The organism is Marinomonas ushuaiensis DSM 15871 (genome assembly GCF_000521805.1).
GTDB classification, from domain to species: Bacteria; Pseudomonadota; Gammaproteobacteria; order Pseudomonadales; family Marinomonadaceae; genus Marinomonas; species Marinomonas ushuaiensis.
The window spans coordinates 16,196-30,615 of the sequence record NZ_JAMB01000013.1; the positions used below are offsets into that span (position 1 = coordinate 16,196).

Below are 14,420 nucleotides of genomic sequence, written 5' to 3' on the forward strand. Positions count from 1 at the left end.
CCTTTGCCATTCATAAACAGCTCTACATTGAACTGTTAATAATGTGGGTGACAGTTAAGCATCATTGCTCACTTCACCAAATTTTCATTAAAATCTATATAGAAATATAAAGCATATTATATGCCAACACAGTCAAGCAATTGATTTATAATGAATTTATTACAAATTAATATCGTGCGAGATCAAAAAAAACATTACGTCGTGCTCACTTCTTACGCACTACGCACTATAAAAAGACACGTTATTCATTAAATCCTTTCAAAATACCCTCTGAATGCAAACGAACATCTCCAGAAGACACGGCCTCTAACCAATTAGGCTCTATACCAGAACTTAGTCGCCAAGAATCATCATCATCCATATCAAGACCTAATGCTTTATAATAAAGATCCTTACGATACACTTGCTCAGCCACGTCATTTAACGAAGGCACTTCTTCCAGTTGTTGCCAACGATGCATTTGCGCCATGATCCACAAAGCATAACTCGGTAAAGGTTTGTTAATTTCACTTCCAGAAAAACGCTGATAGGCTTCCATTGGCCAATCAAATTGGCCTTTGGGTTTTATCGCACTAAAGCCATACACTAGCTGCTCAACAGTGCTATTCAAATAATCGGGATGACTTAATATGCTTAATAATTCAGGTTGATTCGCTGATTCATCAACCCAAGCACAGGCTTTTTCTAAGGCACGAATAATAGCCAAATGAACTGGCTCATTTTGCTCAGCCCAAACAGAGCTCACTCCGAACACTTTCTCAGGTGTACTCCCCCAGATTTCATAACCCGTTACCAACATGTGCCCGACACCTTGCTCTACTGCAAGACTATTCCAAGGCTCACCAACACAATAGCCATCTATTTCACCTGACTTTAGCGCATCGAGCATTTTAACGGGAGGTACGACTGTGATTTGCACATCCTTATCAGGGTCAATACCAACACGACTTAACCAATCCCGTAACTGATAATTATGTGACGAATAAGGGTACACGATGGCAAAACGCAAAGGCACAGCTTGGTGATCACGACTGTCTATAAGCTTTTTAAGGGCAGCACCAGAACGAATATCAGCAGATGAATCTGAATAATGTTGAAGCTCATCATATAGCGCATTACCAATAGTGATGCCATTACCGTTGTGACTAACCGTAAAACTGGTTTGCATTGCCTTTTTTATTGTGCCGATTCCCAAAGTAGCCGCTATCGGCATAGACGCCAACATATGAGCACCATCGAGAACGTTAAACGCAACCTTATCTCGAATGCTCGCCCAAGACGCCTCTTTAGAAAGCACAACATCCACACCTTCATGGGCAAAGAAGCCTTTCTCTTTTGCAATCACAAAAGGAGCACAATCTATTAATGGAATAAAACCGATGCGAACAGGATCACTAGGCAAAAGAAGTATGTTTTCTTTTATAAGGCTCATTTTGAGTCTCCCATTAGTTCCATAACTGATATGATATTTCGAGCAACGTCTGTCATACGCTGACTACGATCCATAGCCAGTTTTCTTAATGCTTTATAGGCAGCAGGCTCATCACATTGTTGATGTTTCATAATTAAACCTTTCGCTTTGTCTATAAGTTTTCTATCTTCCAGTTGGCTTTTTACCGACTCTAATTCAGATCTAAGTGCCTGAAATTCACGAAACCGCGCAATAGCAACTTGCAGCAATGCTTTTACGCTTCCGCTATTCACTCCGTCGACGACATAAGCGCTGACACCAGCTCTAATCGCGGCTTCAACGTGTCGAGAATCGTCTTCTTCGGCGAACATAACAATAGGACGGGGGTTGTCTTGACTAAGACGTGACATGTTTTCCAACATATCCCGATCAGGGGATTCAATATCAATAATAACCATATCTGGCTGATATTGATTAACTGCTTCTGTTAGATTTTTTGCGTTTTCAAGCCGTCTAATGACACGGTAACCGCTGTCGGTCATTGCTTGTTCAACAATAGCTGCTCGGGCAGGCTCGTTATCAACAAGCATCACGGTTAATTCTTTCGCTGGGGGCTCTGTCATGGTGCATTCTCTTAAAAAAACGACTAATACACTTAGATAAATGCAAAATATGCGCCATTAAGAAACACTGAAGTTTAAAATAAGGACAACGAAAAAAACCTATTACAAGGCTTTAATGAAGAAAGGATCGAAGAATTTTGAATCAACTAAAGAGTAACGAGCAAAATAGGTGCAAACACCTATTTTGAAAAAACCAAATCAGAGCGTTTGATCGTTACTTTGCGCCAGTAAGCCTAAAGCCAGCCTATCCTTGGTATTGGTCTTTTTGAAGATGGAGGTTAAGTGTGCTTTGACAGTGCGTTCTGTAATACTCATTTCGAGAGCAATCTGTCTATTTGATAAACCTTTTGCAATATACTGAGCAACACTCAATTCACGCTCAGACAAATCTTCTAAATCATTATGCTGAACATTTATCACTGTTGCTGCTGATTGAGTGATCAACTGTTGAATAAAGGCTTTGCCACCCCAAATCTCACCAGATTCGACAACAGATAAAACCAAAGATAATTGCTCCCGGCCAATGTACGGCGCACATTGCCCACTAACACCGACAGAGAAAAGTCGTAGAGCCGCCTGCTGACTTGACTGATTAGGAAACACTATGATTTTTTTATTAGGAAAATTTAAACACAATGTTACAACATTCTCGACTTGCTTAGAGAAAGAGTCATCACTCAAATAAATAAAACAGTAGTTGAAAGATTGCTTTTGAAGTGACTCGTTCAAATCGTCAAATCTATCAACGCGTTCTAGAGAAGCATTGCTATCGATCACCTGATTCCAATGCTTCCATACGGCATCATCTGCATTCCAGCACAAAATTTTCAAAATAAGTCTCGTCTAATCAAATACGACATAAACATCTTATCTAATAAATAAAAGTAAAATGTTAACATTTGTAACCATTCACAGAACTTGTCTTTTTTTTGTAACTATCTTTCACGAAGCGCATTTTGCTTAGCTTTTAAAATAGGCTTCAGTAAATAATCTAATAACGTTTTCTTGCCTGTAATTATGTCTACTGTCGATTGCATACCGGGAATAATGGGCAAAGGTGCCTCTTTCGTTCCCAAATAGTTTTTATCTGTTCTAACCCTTACTAAATAAAAGCTATTACCCTCTTCATCTAAGATAGTATCTGCACTGATATTTTCAACTATACCATGCAAACCACCAAAAATAGCAAAATCGTAAGCGGACAGTTTCACCACCGCACTAAAGTCAGGCTGAATAAAACCAATATTCTCTGGTCGAACTTTAGCTTCAATCAGCAAAGAATCTTCAATAGGAACAATTTCCATCAAATTCATACCGGGCTTAATCACACCACCCACTGTATTAATTTGAATTTGTTTAACAATACCTTTCACTGGCGATCGAACTTGTGTTCTAGACACTTTATCAGCCAAAGAAACACTGGTTTCTCTTAATTGATCAAGCTTGCTGCGTACGCTGGTTAGATCCTCTTGTGCATCGACACGAAAACTAGCCTCACTTTCTTCTAGCTTACTTTGCGCTTCTTTTAAGGCAGATCGTGCACGAGGAATAGCCAATTGCGTTGCTTCTAAATCACCTTGCAGTTGATTTACTTGACGTTCAAGTTGCAAAAGTTCCACCCGAGAAATTGCGCCTTGTTCAAACGCGGGACGAGTTAAATCTAGCTCCTCTTTCGAAAAAGCATAGCTTTGTTTTAAATTATCCAACTTTGCTTGTAGCTCGATAATCTCTTGCTTTTTCTGCTCTATTTGCTGCTGAAAACTCACTTGATTAGTACGTAAGGAATCCAATCTATTGTTGTATAAATCAAGCTCTCGCTTCACCACTAACGGATAGGCCGTTTGAGTGTCTGCGTCAAACTGTGGAGTCAGTCCGTACGATTCAGCTTGCAAACGAGTAGCACGAACCTGCAAATTGATATTTTCTGCTTGCTGCTCTCGTAAAGAAGACAAAGCCTCAGTATTTTCAATAGTCATCAAAATCTGACCACTATCGACTACTTGCCCAACCTGAACATTAATCTCTTTTAGAATACCACCTTCCAAATTCTGGATTTGTTGGACTTGGCTGGATGGAATAACTTTACCTTCACCAACAGTCACTTCATCAAGTGACGTGTAATTAGCCCAAACCAAAGCTGACGCTATAAAAACAAAAATCACCCATAAAATGATTCTGCCGCCACGCGGCGTTTTCAGCATTAAAGCTGCATTGCGGTCTGTCAGGTACTCTAAATCTTGTTGAGAAATCGTATTTTTATCACTCATAACTAACTGACCTTCAACTTACCTTGACGAAGTGCTTCATGAACTTGTGCTTTTGGACCATCTGCAATCAATCGACCATTATCCATTACGATAATTCGGTCAACCATATCCAACATAGAAGCTTTGTGAGTAATCAATATCAGAGTCTTATCTTTTAAACCGTCAATCAAACGACGCTTCATCCGAGATTCTGTTGTGTTGTCCATTGATGCAGTTGGTTCATCCAAAATCAAAATGGGTGGATCAAATAACAAAGCCCTTGCAATCGCAATACTCTGCCGCTGGCCGCCTGACAACAAGACTCCACGCTCACCAACAAGACTATCCAAACCACTCGGTTTACGATTGGCAAATTCAGATACGCCTGACAAATCGGCAGCACGAATAATGGCATCGTCTTCCATATGAGGAACACCCATCACAATATTGTCTTTGATCGAACCATAAAACAAATTCACATCTTGCGAGACAGCACCAACGTTTCTACGTAAATCGGTAGGATTCACTTGTCGGATATCAACACCATCAATGCGTATTGCACCGCTGTCTGGCGTATAAAGACCAGTCATTAATTTACCAAGAGTTGATTTACCTGAGCCGATACGCCCAATAATGGCAACTTTTTCACCTTGTTTAATATTAATATTAATCGCAGTTACCGCAGCTTGTTCTTGTTCAGGGTAAGAAAAGTTGACACCTTCAAATTGGAAATCACCTTTAAATACAGGTCGATGAACAAATTTGACGCCTTCAGGATTCTCTACGGGAGAAGCCATAATTTCATTTAAAGAAGTAAAAGCTGACTTGGCCTGGTTGTAACGTGTCGCTAAACTAGCCACTTGAGCCATAGGACCAAGCGCGCGCCCAGTCAACATTACAGCAGCAACCAAAGCCCCCATACTCATCAAGCCTTCAGAGATTTGATACACACCGACAATAACAATAATGACCGTTGTTAGTTGTTGAGCAACCATGGCGAAAGAAGAGCAGGATTGAGATAACTGACGAGTTTTAACACCCCAGTCTGCGATATTACCTACCGCATTTTCCCATTTGGTTTGTAATACACCTTCCGCATTATTGAGCTTCACACCTTCTGCGTTATAAAGACTTTCAATCAACACCGCATTTTTCTGTGAAGCCGTTTTCTGGCTTTCTTCTATAGATCGTCTTAGAGGTATCTGAATAATGACGCTATAAAGAATAATTAACGCGATGGTAATAATTGGAATATAGCCAACTGGACCGCCGATTAGCCAAATGACACCGATTATCAAAAACATAAACGGAATATCGACCAAAGTTGTGATCGAAGCAGAAGTGATAAAATCACGTATACTTTCAAATTCTTGGAGGTTTTTGGCGAAAGCCCCAACCGACTTAGGTCGAGATGCCATAGTGATATTATTTACTTTTGAAAAAATAGCGGCTGAGATCAGGATGTCAGATTTTTTTCCTGCAATATCTATGAAGTATGCTCGTAACGTCCGTAATAAAAAATCGAATAGATAAACCACTGCAGCACCAATAGCTAATACCCATAATGTATCAAAGGCATTGTTCGGAACCACGCGATCATAAACGTTCATAACGAACAAAGGGCTTGCAACAGCAAAGATATTAATCAAAAGCGAGGCAATAAACACATCACGATAAATACGCCATGAACTCGCAATGGTTCCCCAGAACCAATGCCCTTTCTTATTGGCTTTTTCATCACTTTTTTCTGAACGTTTATCAAACTGGTATAGAGGTCGTACAAAAAAGCAATAACCCGTAAATAATTCGAGTAGCGCTTCTAAAGAAACAATGACTTCACCTTCACCAGATTCAGGACGAAATATTTTTGCTGAACCTTTCGCTCTATCTACTTCAAGCAATACACAGGCTTGCTTATCTTTCAGTAAAAGAACCGCAGGAAGCACCATGTCTGGTATTTTTTGCAAAGGACGCTTAACAAAACGTGCACTGATTCCAATACGTTTGGCAGCACGTTTAAAAAGTTCAGGTGTCATGGCATTGTCGGTAATAGGTAAACCAGCCGCGATACCATCTGCTGTATAAGGGTTATGGAAATACTTACTCAATAACACTAAGCAGTCTAAGAGAGGGTTAGGATAGTCTAATGTCGCGCTTTGAGTATCCCACTGTTTGTTAGATACATTAGCGCGGTCTTCATTATCATCGCTTAATTCATCTGCTATTTTTTCGTCAGACCCATTAATGATTTCAATTTCATCATGCGAATCATTTTCGACAGGTGACGAAGAGTTCTGTTCTGAGCGATCAGAGTCAGACATACTCTATATTCTCCTAAACTACCTAAAATCTAATTTACAAATCACAATACGATGATTTTGGTCTAGAATAGTATTTATTAAGTAAGATGGGAAGCGAACTACGCTGTTCAATACAAATTGAAACATAGAAGGAAAATAATATGTTATACGCAAAGGTCAATGAAAAAGGTGAAGTCATTGACGTAGCCACTTCTCAATCAAAGGAATACACGCTTCTAGTAGCACCAGATCAACCAGTTGTTGCCAACATACTAGAAAGTAAGTTTTCAGAATCGAGTGCCAACACTCAAGATATGTTGACTGACTCAGACAGTGATATGATGCGAATAATAGAAGACTTAATAGATCTTTTATCTGAAAAACGCCTCATTCAATTTACTGAATTACCTTTGGCTGCACAGAAAAAATTACTAAGCAGGAAGTGGGTTCGTGGCGTCCACAACGGTCATGATGATAGCTTAATGATTGATAGTAATCATGACGAAGACAGCCAAGATGATGCTTTGATTTAATACGCTTTGAAAGAAACAAATAGCAAGATAAGTAGCACTCTACATATCTTGCGCGTGCCCTATAAAGAAACCTTGTCCACCAGCCACATCAAATCGTGCCAATGATGTTAATTGCTTTTGGTTTTCTATACCCGTTGCAATCACCTCTATATTTAAACTATTAAACATTTTACACAGTGTGTGCATAAAGAAGGATTCAGACTCTTTACCAGCCGCCATACGTGTATAAGAAGAATCGACTTTCACATAGTCTGGCATAAGTGTTTGTAAGTATTGGAACGCTGAAAATTGCTTACCAACATTATCTATACCAAATCGTACATTCTGGCTTTTAAGCATTTGCACTAAGGTATTCGTTTGCTCTTCTTTTGCCAATACGCTTTGCTCAGAGACTTCAAAGGTCAATTTACTTTTCACTTCAGGCTTAAGCAGGCTTAATGTTTTATCTAACCATGCAATAAAATCAGGCTCAGCATAGGAGGAAGCCAATAAATTCACTGTTAGAGGCGCTCCAACGTGTTTTGATTTAATGTACTCAATAACTCGTCCAATAACGACCTGATCGATTTGACGCCCTAAACCAAATTGATCCGCTAACTCTATGAAATATCCAGCATGATATATTTTTCCATAATGCTCTATATTCATAAACACCTCTTCATGCAGTGTTTCTTCTGTATCACCTAGCATCACTACTTTTTGCTTTTTGAGACCAAACGATTGTTTCTGTATTGCTGTTTCTAAAATACTTTTCCACACAGTTCGGCTAATTTCAGCATCTTTCCCCATTTTAAGATCAAACACCTTACAGGTATTAACCCCTTTGTGTTTTGCTTCTCGTAAGGCGGCATCTACTTGTGACATAGCGCTAGAGCGGTCAACATCACCGTCGATAATTACTGCTCCTATATTGGCGACAGAAATAGAGTAACTAATGCTCGCCGTATTTAGATCAACCAAATCAACCATAATGTCATCAACAATTAACTTAAGCTGATGACAATCAATATTTGGAATCAACAACACAAAGTCTGCGCCAGATAAGCGAGCGACAGTAGCAAGAGAAGATATCGATGCGACCTTCTTCGCCAATATGTCTGCAGCGGATTGAATAAACATATCGGCAGATTCATAACCACATTCATTGTTTAGTTTAGCCAAATCTACAAGGCTCACTAGAGCTAAACCATCGATACCACGCTCTCTTTCTGCGAAGTGTGATTTCATACGATTTTCAAAATAACTTCTGTTGCCCAAACCACTTACCGTATCTTTAAAGGCTTTCGCCTGTAGCCACTGGGCTGTTTCCACTTCCGAGGCAAACTCTTTCTCAAGTTTTTCGGCCATACGATTCATTGAGAGAACAACAGACCTTAACTCTCGTGTTTTCGGAACACGAATTGTTTTAATAAAACGACGCTGCTGAATTGCCTCCGCCTGTTTCTCAAGTTCCACTAGAGGCTTGAATAAATAACGCAATGCAATGCTACCGAAAATAAGCGTAACAGCACCAATAATGAAAAAAGAGATCAATAAATCTCGAGTGGCAAGCCAGAGTTGATGATAAGCATAACCAGCATTACCAGTAATATAGACTTGTCCGAGTTCATTCCATCCATTGGATATTACAGCTTTAGCAACAGGGACATCAAAATCGATTAGCTTAATAAACCAATTTGGCACACCTTCTATTATGACGTCAGAGGAACGATCAATATTTTGATTATTATCATAAGCATGAATTCTCACTTCCGAGAAATAACCGCTATCAAAAACCGCATTGATACTACTTTCAACAGCAGCATAATCCTCCAGTGCCATAAAGTCTGATACAGACATGCTCAACGAAGTAGCTGAGTCATTTGCCGTTGATTTTAACTGTCCGATTAAATATCCTTTCGTCGAGTTGAAATTGATTCCCATAACAACAATCAGCATCAATGAAAATATAGCGATAATTGTCAGCATTAATTGGCGGAACAACGTCATACAATGTCTCCTAATTTGAAATCGTATCAAGTCGATTATTTAAGTCTGTCCACAAGCTCAAACGTGATGAGCCACCTACTAACAAGCCACGCCCTTTCTCTTTTGAAAGCCATAAATTTTCAGCATTAAAGGAATAGATAGGCAATAAATCAGGGCGTTTTGATGCCGGTTTTAATTCTTTATCAATATTATCAAGCAAGACAGGAACCGAAGTCGGTTTATGATAGTAAGCTAATACCATATGGTGTTGATTCAAGGTTAAGGCTTTAACGTAAACTAAACGTAATTTTTCATCTGGTACACCAAGCTCTCGAAGAGTGAAATACTTCGCGATCGTAAAGTCTTCACAATCTCCAGCTTGCATGCCTAAAAATTCAATTGGTGTTGCCCAGTAATCTTCCTTCGCCCACAAAATATCATCGTCGACGAACTCCATCTGATTAAAGAAACGATTTACTTCAGTAAGCTGATCAACAACTGATAGTGACCGGCTACTTTCAATGAGCCGACGCCAAGCTAAGACTCGTTTCTCAGCTCTATCGCCATAAACAAGCCCTGCTTGCTTAGCTAACTTCTGGTACTTACTAGAGACGTCAGCGTATAACCACCATTGTGGTATAAAAAACACAACAAGAAGCACACAAACAAAACGTTTCGAGCCTCTAAAAAAACAGAAAAACGAACCTAATCGTTTTTTCATTTCAAAATTACTTTTTAGAGTCGAACTTTGCATCAAACGCAGCAAGCTGTTCAGCGGTTGCTTTAGGCTGATATTTCACCTTCCAATCGTCATAAGGTTCGCCGTAAACATATTCACGAGCCTCATCATAATCAATGTTAACACCTTGCTTCTCTGCTTCTGCCATATACCACTTACTTAAACAATTACGGCAAAAACCAGCTAAATTCATCAAATCAATATTCTGCACGGACTTGTTATCGTCTAAATGCTTCAAAAGGCGACGTAACACAGCGGCTTCAATCTCTGTTTTATTCTTCATAAACTCAATCTCTTTGTTTAAAGTCGACTTTTACATTCAACATGGCGGTGTTTCAAAGGCTGTTTTCTCCACTGCCACTCTTGCGCCTCGTTCATAAAATCACGTAAAGGCTGCATATTTTCTAACGTTATCTGCTCGATGGCATAAGCACACGCTTCCAATGTAGACACAGATAAATCATTGGGTGATTTACGAATAGCATATCGCCCAACAGGCGGATGTAAAAAAGTAATAGCATCGAAGCGCTGTAACAATGACTCTGTCAAATACATTTTCTTAGCTTTTCGCCATGTTGCATCCAACAAGATAACACCTTCCATTTGAGAAGCAGCCATCCTATTCATAGATTCAATAGGAATGGCATCATTAATAGGAAAAACCAATCGCCATTTATTCTGATCTAATTGAGACAAAACACCTTCCAATTGGCTTCTATCATCAATAGAAACACACTGCACAGATGGTAAGCCCAAGCACAGTAACGAAACCGTATTCTTCGCATGCTTCGCTTCTTTAGGATCCTGTAAAACCAACATTTTCAATGCTGTTTTCAACTTAGGAACCCATTGGCAAACACACTGCTCGGCTAAAAAACAACAATCGTCACAGCGTGCTCTTTTCTCTACTTTCATAGATTAAACCAATTTAACTTTCATAGATTATACCAACTTAGCAAGATAAGCCTTAACCACATTATCCCAACCAAGATCTAACGCTTCGACGGTTAAAGCATGACCAATCGAGACTTCCATAATTCGGCCTGGCGCGCACAAAGTCTGAACATTGTTCAAATCTAAATCATGTCCAGCATTCACGGCTAAACCAACATCTAAAGCCGCTTGTGCTGCGTTCTGATAATTATCAAGGATGTCTTCAAATCCAGTTTTGCCAAACGCGTTTGCATATTCTTCTGTGTACAATTCAACACGATCAGCACCTACCTCTTTCGCCAACACCATACTCTCAGGATCAGGATCCATAAATAAGACAACTCGAATACCTTTCGCCTTTAGCTTAGCTATCACTGGACGCAAAGCGTCTTGGTCACGAGCAATATTCCAGCCATGATCAGAAGTTAGCTGATTTGGGTCATCAGGAACAAGTGTGCATTGATCAGGCTCAACTTCCAAAACGACGTCTAGAAACTGAGCTTCTGGAAAGCCTTCAATATTTAATTCTGCACCAGGAAAGCGTTTTAGCAGTTCTTTTACATCATGAGCATCTTGATACGTTGCATGACGCTGGTCAGGTCTTGGATGAATCGTAATACCAAACGCACCTAACTTAAGAGTACGTTCTGCCATATCCACTAAATTTGGATAGTCTCTTCCTCGAGAATTACGAAGCAAGCCAATTTTATTCAGGTTTACGCTTAAATGTGTCATTCCATCTCTCTCGATTAGGTCATTTGCGAGTATTATAAGACAAACTAACGGTTTCAATCACTAAAATACCGAACAAGATACATACTTGATCCATTATATAGAACAAGGCTTATGATAAACTGCGCCCAACAAAATAGGAGTCCAAGATGCAATACGAACTCTTTCAATCAATCTATGATCGCGCAGCACTGCGACATGGTGGACCAAAACACCTTGAACAAAGACTTTCTCGTCCATTAAGTTCAACAGAATTGAACCAACACACAGACGACAGGTGGCTGGCCGCTTTTTCTCAAAAAGTTTTCCAATCTGGAATCAGTTGGCAAGTTGTCCGAAATAAATGGTCAGGATTTGAAGAGGTTTTCTTTCAATTCGATATCGAAAAAATGCTGCTTATTCACAATGAAATGTGGGAAGAAAAAGCCAAAGACATCCGTATAATAAGACACTTCGGTAAAGTCATGACGATAAGAGAGAATGCTCTCATGATCATCGATTGTCAGGCAAGCCATGGTTCTTTCGCTCGCTTTATTGCAGATTGGCCTAGTAACAATATTATTGGCTTATGGGCTTATTTGAAAAAACACGGCGCTCGACTTGGTGGAAATACCGGACCTTATACTTTAAGAGCCATGGGGAAAGACACTTTCATGTTAACTAAAGATGTTGAAGGCTATTTGCGCTTACACGAGATCATTAGCACAGGGAGAGATACTCAATCTGCCTGGAGAGCCGCTCAGGAAGCCTTTAACCATTGGCACAAAGAAAGTGGTCGTTCTTATACAGAAATCAGTCAATGCATCGCTTTAAGCATTAACTAAATATCTATTATTCAATATAAATTGTTCAGGAGAAAACATGGCCGATCTACGTATCGACATTATTTCAGATGTAATATGCCCTTGGTGTTACTTAGGCTATTCACGCCTCAAACAAGCCATCGAGCAATTAGGTGATGATTATCGTATCGACATCCGCTGGCAACCTTTTGAGTTGCACCCAGATATGCCACTAGAAGGCGCAGACCGAGACACCTATCTTGGCGAAAGATTTGGCAGTCCAGAAAAGCTAAATGAAGCAACTCATGCCTTACAGCAAGTTGGTATTGAAGCGGGAATACAATTTAATTTCTCAGAAAAGGATCGCGTCCCGAATACTAAGCTAGCACACCAATTTGTGCTTGCGGCAACAAAAGCAAATCTGGCGACACCTTTTGTTCTCGCCTTGTTCCACGCTTATTTTACCAATGGCAAAGACATTGGATTAAAAAGCATCCTTGAAGAAACCGCGCTCAGCATTGGTATGCAACAAACTGATATTGAATACGCTTTAAGTGACAAGGCTCAGTCTATTACTGAAAAGAAACTGACGCACTTACGCAGCTTAGATATTAACTCAGCTCCAACCTACGTAATTAACGATAAGTTTATGGTGCACGGTGCTCACGATTCAGAGTCTTTCTTAAAAGTTCTCACAGACATAGCTCAAAAAGACATTTAGCTCCGACTTTAAGGGAAAGGTAAGTTCTTAACATTTAACTTTCCCTTAATCATTTCCATAAGAAAAGCTATCAATATAAAGAAATAGATAAAATTTTATCTATTGATAATCATTCACATTAAAAATAGAATCGAGAGATCAAAATATTAGTGCGAGTGATTTTCATTTATGTACGTTTGTATATGTAACAAAATATCAGACAAAGACATTAAAGCGTCTATACAAGAAGGCGTGACTACCATGCGCGCTCTGTATAAAGAGCACAGCATTGGCAGTCAATGTGGCAAGTGTTGTCAATGTGCTAAAAAATTACTAAACAATGAGCTAATCAAAATAGCTGAAAATCAATATCAAGTTGCCTAAACAATCACAACATTACATTTGGGATTGAAGGTAATTTTCAATACCAGAAACAGCTATCAAATGCTGTTGAGTTTCAAGCCAATCAATCTGCTCTTCTTGCTCTTCCAATATTTTTTCTAATGCATCACGACTCATAAAGTCCTGTTTCTGCTCACACAAATCAATGGCAGCTTTTAAAGTTGGAAGTGTATCCAATTCAAACTCCATGTTTGCAGAAATCATTTCTTCACTATTTTCACCAATACGAAGACGACCTAAATCTTGAAGATTCGGTAAGCCTTCTAAAAACAAAACACGCTCAATCAAACGATCTGCATTTTTCATTTTCTGGATAGACGTCTTATAGTCAGCTTTGTCTAATGCACTAAAACCAAAGTCTTTATACATACGCGCATGAAGAAAATACTGATTAATACCAACCAACTCATTTGCCAATACTTTATTCAGATTGGCGATAACATCACGATCTCCTTTCATAAAAGTATCCCCTTAATTGCCCATCTGAGATTGATAGTAATTCTGCATACCGATTTTTTCCATTAGCCCAAGCTGCTGCTCCAACCAATAAACATGATCTTCCTCAGTATCAAAGAGTAATTTTTCAAGCGTTTCACGAGTTTGGTAATCACCTTCAGACTCACAAATAGCAATAGCGCTACGTACACTGCTTACTACTTCTAATTCAAGTGTAAGGTCGTTGCTCATCATAGATTTCACGTCAGAGCCGATTAGCAAGTCGCGGCGTTTGGTCATACAAGGAACGCCTTCTAAAAATAGAATACGTTTAATAAGCCAATCTGAATGCTGTGTTTCCTCTTCCATTTCATGATTAAGGCGCTCATACAATTTATTTAAGCCCCAGTCATCATACATACGAGAATGAATAAAGTATTGATCGATTGCAGCTAACTCATTAGCTAACAATGCATTCAAACTGTCGATTACTTTTTGGCTGCCTTTCATTTTTGTTTCCTCTTCATTGATCTCGAATTCGCTTTACACCATGTGTATCCAAGGCTCATTCGAAATATCATTGTAACCTGACTCATTAAATCTATGACCACAATGG

Annotated in this window: 16 protein-coding genes; 4 read left to right on the forward strand and 12 right to left on the reverse strand. The window is 39.3% G+C overall.

All coding sequences use genetic code 11. The features are described 5' to 3' along the window. Positions 1 to 241: 241 nt before the first annotated feature. The 5 genes from MUS1_RS12955 to MUS1_RS12975 form a co-directional block, all read right to left on the reverse strand. On the reverse strand, positions 242 to 1,432 hold the full coding sequence (locus tag MUS1_RS12955; RefSeq protein ID WP_051436255.1) for a CmpA/NrtA family ABC transporter substrate-binding protein: 1,191 nt from the start codon (positions 1,430 to 1,432) through the stop codon (positions 242 to 244). Then, complete coding sequence (locus tag MUS1_RS12960) at positions 1,429 to 2,034, reverse strand: ANTAR domain-containing response regulator (protein ID WP_036163250.1); 606 nt, start codon at positions 2,032 to 2,034, stop codon at positions 1,429 to 1,431. Before MUS1_RS12960 ends, MUS1_RS12955 begins: the two co-directional genes overlap by 4 nt. A gap of 198 nt (positions 2,035 to 2,232) precedes the next feature. Continuing rightward, positions 2,233 to 2,865, reverse strand: a complete 633-nt coding sequence (locus tag MUS1_RS12965) for a response regulator transcription factor (RefSeq protein WP_036163251.1) — start codon at positions 2,863 to 2,865, stop codon at positions 2,233 to 2,235. A gap of 104 nt (positions 2,866 to 2,969) precedes the next feature. Next, the gene (locus MUS1_RS12970) at positions 2,970 to 4,301 is read right to left on the reverse strand and encodes an HlyD family type I secretion periplasmic adaptor subunit (RefSeq protein ID WP_036163253.1); all 1,332 of its coding nucleotides are present in this window, start codon (positions 4,299 to 4,301) and stop codon (positions 2,970 to 2,972) included. Between the two features lie 2 nt (positions 4,302 to 4,303). Further along, complete coding sequence (locus MUS1_RS12975) at positions 4,304 to 6,601, reverse strand: type I secretion system permease/ATPase (RefSeq protein ID WP_036163254.1); 2,298 nt, start codon at positions 6,599 to 6,601, stop codon at positions 4,304 to 4,306. Between the two features lie 140 nt (positions 6,602 to 6,741). Between MUS1_RS12975 and MUS1_RS12980 the strand changes: the two genes are divergently transcribed. Next, positions 6,742 to 7,113: a hypothetical protein gene (locus MUS1_RS12980; RefSeq protein WP_036163256.1), complete on the forward strand. Its 372-nt coding sequence runs from the start codon at positions 6,742 to 6,744 to the stop codon at positions 7,111 to 7,113. A gap of 39 nt (positions 7,114 to 7,152) precedes the next feature. Here the strand turns inward: MUS1_RS12980 and MUS1_RS12985 are convergent, their stop codons facing one another. Genes MUS1_RS12985 through MUS1_RS13005 form a run of 5 tightly spaced genes read right to left on the reverse strand, consistent with a single transcriptional unit; the run spans position 7,153 to position 11,488 of the window. Continuing rightward, a complete protein-coding gene (locus tag MUS1_RS12985; protein ID WP_036163259.1) occupies positions 7,153 to 9,102 on the reverse strand; it encodes a bifunctional diguanylate cyclase/phosphodiesterase in 1,950 nt (649 codons plus the stop codon). Positions 9,103 to 9,112: 10 nt separating this feature from the next. Beyond that, complete coding sequence (locus MUS1_RS12990; RefSeq protein ID WP_084035621.1) at positions 9,113 to 9,802, reverse strand: transglutaminase-like cysteine peptidase; 690 nt, start codon at positions 9,800 to 9,802, stop codon at positions 9,113 to 9,115. 7 nt (positions 9,803 to 9,809) lie between these two features. Continuing rightward, a complete protein-coding gene (locus tag MUS1_RS12995) occupies positions 9,810 to 10,103 on the reverse strand; it encodes a DUF1244 domain-containing protein (RefSeq protein ID WP_036163261.1) in 294 nt (97 codons plus the stop codon). A 17-nt stretch (positions 10,104 to 10,120) separates the two neighbouring features. Continuing rightward, positions 10,121 to 10,735 carry a tRNA-uridine aminocarboxypropyltransferase gene (locus MUS1_RS13000; protein WP_036163262.1) on the reverse strand — a complete coding sequence of 205 codons (615 nt, stop codon included), beginning with the start codon at positions 10,733 to 10,735 and terminating at the stop codon, positions 10,121 to 10,123. Between the two features lie 27 nt (positions 10,736 to 10,762). Next, entirely contained in the window at positions 10,763 to 11,488 is a 726-nt protein-coding gene (locus MUS1_RS13005) for a pyridoxine 5'-phosphate synthase (protein ID WP_036163265.1), read from the reverse strand. A gap of 146 nt (positions 11,489 to 11,634) precedes the next feature. Between MUS1_RS13005 and MUS1_RS13010 the strand changes: the two genes are divergently transcribed. The 3 genes from MUS1_RS13010 (at position 11,635) to MUS1_RS13020 (ending at position 13,351) form a co-directional block, all read left to right on the forward strand. Beyond that, entirely contained in the window at positions 11,635 to 12,309 is a 675-nt protein-coding gene (locus tag MUS1_RS13010) for a DNA-3-methyladenine glycosylase I (protein WP_036163268.1), read from the forward strand. A 37-nt stretch (positions 12,310 to 12,346) separates the two neighbouring features. After that, positions 12,347 to 12,988, forward strand: a complete 642-nt coding sequence (locus MUS1_RS13015) for a DsbA family oxidoreductase (protein ID WP_036163271.1) — start codon at positions 12,347 to 12,349, stop codon at positions 12,986 to 12,988. A gap of 168 nt (positions 12,989 to 13,156) precedes the next feature. Next, positions 13,157 to 13,351, forward strand: coding sequence for a (2Fe-2S)-binding protein (locus MUS1_RS13020; RefSeq protein ID WP_036163273.1), 195 nt, complete (start codon positions 13,157 to 13,159; stop codon positions 13,349 to 13,351). 12 nt (positions 13,352 to 13,363) lie between these two features. Here the strand turns inward: MUS1_RS13020 and bfr (MUS1_RS13025) are convergent, their stop codons facing one another. Both bfr (MUS1_RS13025) and bfr (MUS1_RS13030) read right to left on the reverse strand, forming a co-directional pair. Further along, complete coding sequence (gene bfr / locus MUS1_RS13025; protein ID WP_036163275.1) at positions 13,364 to 13,828, reverse strand: bacterioferritin; 465 nt, start codon at positions 13,826 to 13,828, stop codon at positions 13,364 to 13,366. 12 nt (positions 13,829 to 13,840) lie between these two features. After that, positions 13,841 to 14,314 (reverse strand): bacterioferritin, encoded by a 474-nt coding sequence (gene bfr / locus MUS1_RS13030; protein WP_036163279.1) that lies wholly within the window; start codon positions 14,312 to 14,314, stop codon positions 13,841 to 13,843. Positions 14,315 to 14,420 lie beyond the last annotated feature (106 nt).

Bases quoted from the DNA above. Each gene is read 5' to 3' on its own strand.
- MUS1_RS13015 (WP_036163271.1), top strand. From the start codon at position 12,347: ATGGCCGATCTACGTATCGACATTATTTCAGATGTAATATGCCCTTGG.
- MUS1_RS12960 (WP_036163250.1), bottom strand. From the start codon at position 2,034: ATGACAGAGCCCCCAGCGAAAGAATTAACCGTGATGCTTGTTGATAAC.
- bfr (WP_036163275.1), bottom strand. From the start codon at position 13,828: ATGAAAGGAGATCGTGATGTTATCGCCAATCTGAATAAAGTATTGGCA.
- MUS1_RS12970 (WP_036163253.1), bottom strand. From the start codon at position 4,301: ATGAGTGATAAAAATACGATTTCTCAACAAGATTTAGAGTACCTGACA.
- MUS1_RS13010 (WP_036163268.1), top strand. From the start codon at position 11,635: ATGCAATACGAACTCTTTCAATCAATCTATGATCGCGCAGCACTGCGA.
- MUS1_RS12955 (WP_051436255.1), bottom strand. From the start codon at position 1,432: ATGAGCCTTATAAAAGAAAACATACTTCTTTTGCCTAGTGATCCTGTT.
- MUS1_RS12990 (WP_084035621.1), bottom strand. From the start codon at position 9,802: ATGAAAAAACGATTAGGTTCGTTTTTCTGTTTTTTTAGAGGCTCGAAA.
- bfr (WP_036163279.1), bottom strand. From the start codon at position 14,314: ATGAAAGGCAGCCAAAAAGTAATCGACAGTTTGAATGCATTGTTAGCT.
- MUS1_RS13005 (WP_036163265.1), bottom strand. From the start codon at position 11,488: ATGACACATTTAAGCGTAAACCTGAATAAAATTGGCTTGCTTCGTAAT.
- MUS1_RS13020 (WP_036163273.1), top strand. From the start codon at position 13,157: ATGTACGTTTGTATATGTAACAAAATATCAGACAAAGACATTAAAGCG.
- MUS1_RS12975 (WP_036163254.1), bottom strand. From the start codon at position 6,601: ATGTCTGACTCTGATCGCTCAGAACAGAACTCTTCGTCACCTGTCGAA.
- MUS1_RS12980 (WP_036163256.1), top strand. From the start codon at position 6,742: ATGTTATACGCAAAGGTCAATGAAAAAGGTGAAGTCATTGACGTAGCC.
- MUS1_RS13000 (WP_036163262.1), bottom strand. From the start codon at position 10,735: ATGAAAGTAGAGAAAAGAGCACGCTGTGACGATTGTTGTTTTTTAGCC.
- MUS1_RS12985 (WP_036163259.1), bottom strand. From the start codon at position 9,102: ATGACGTTGTTCCGCCAATTAATGCTGACAATTATCGCTATATTTTCA.
- MUS1_RS12995 (WP_036163261.1), bottom strand. From the start codon at position 10,103: ATGAAGAATAAAACAGAGATTGAAGCCGCTGTGTTACGTCGCCTTTTG.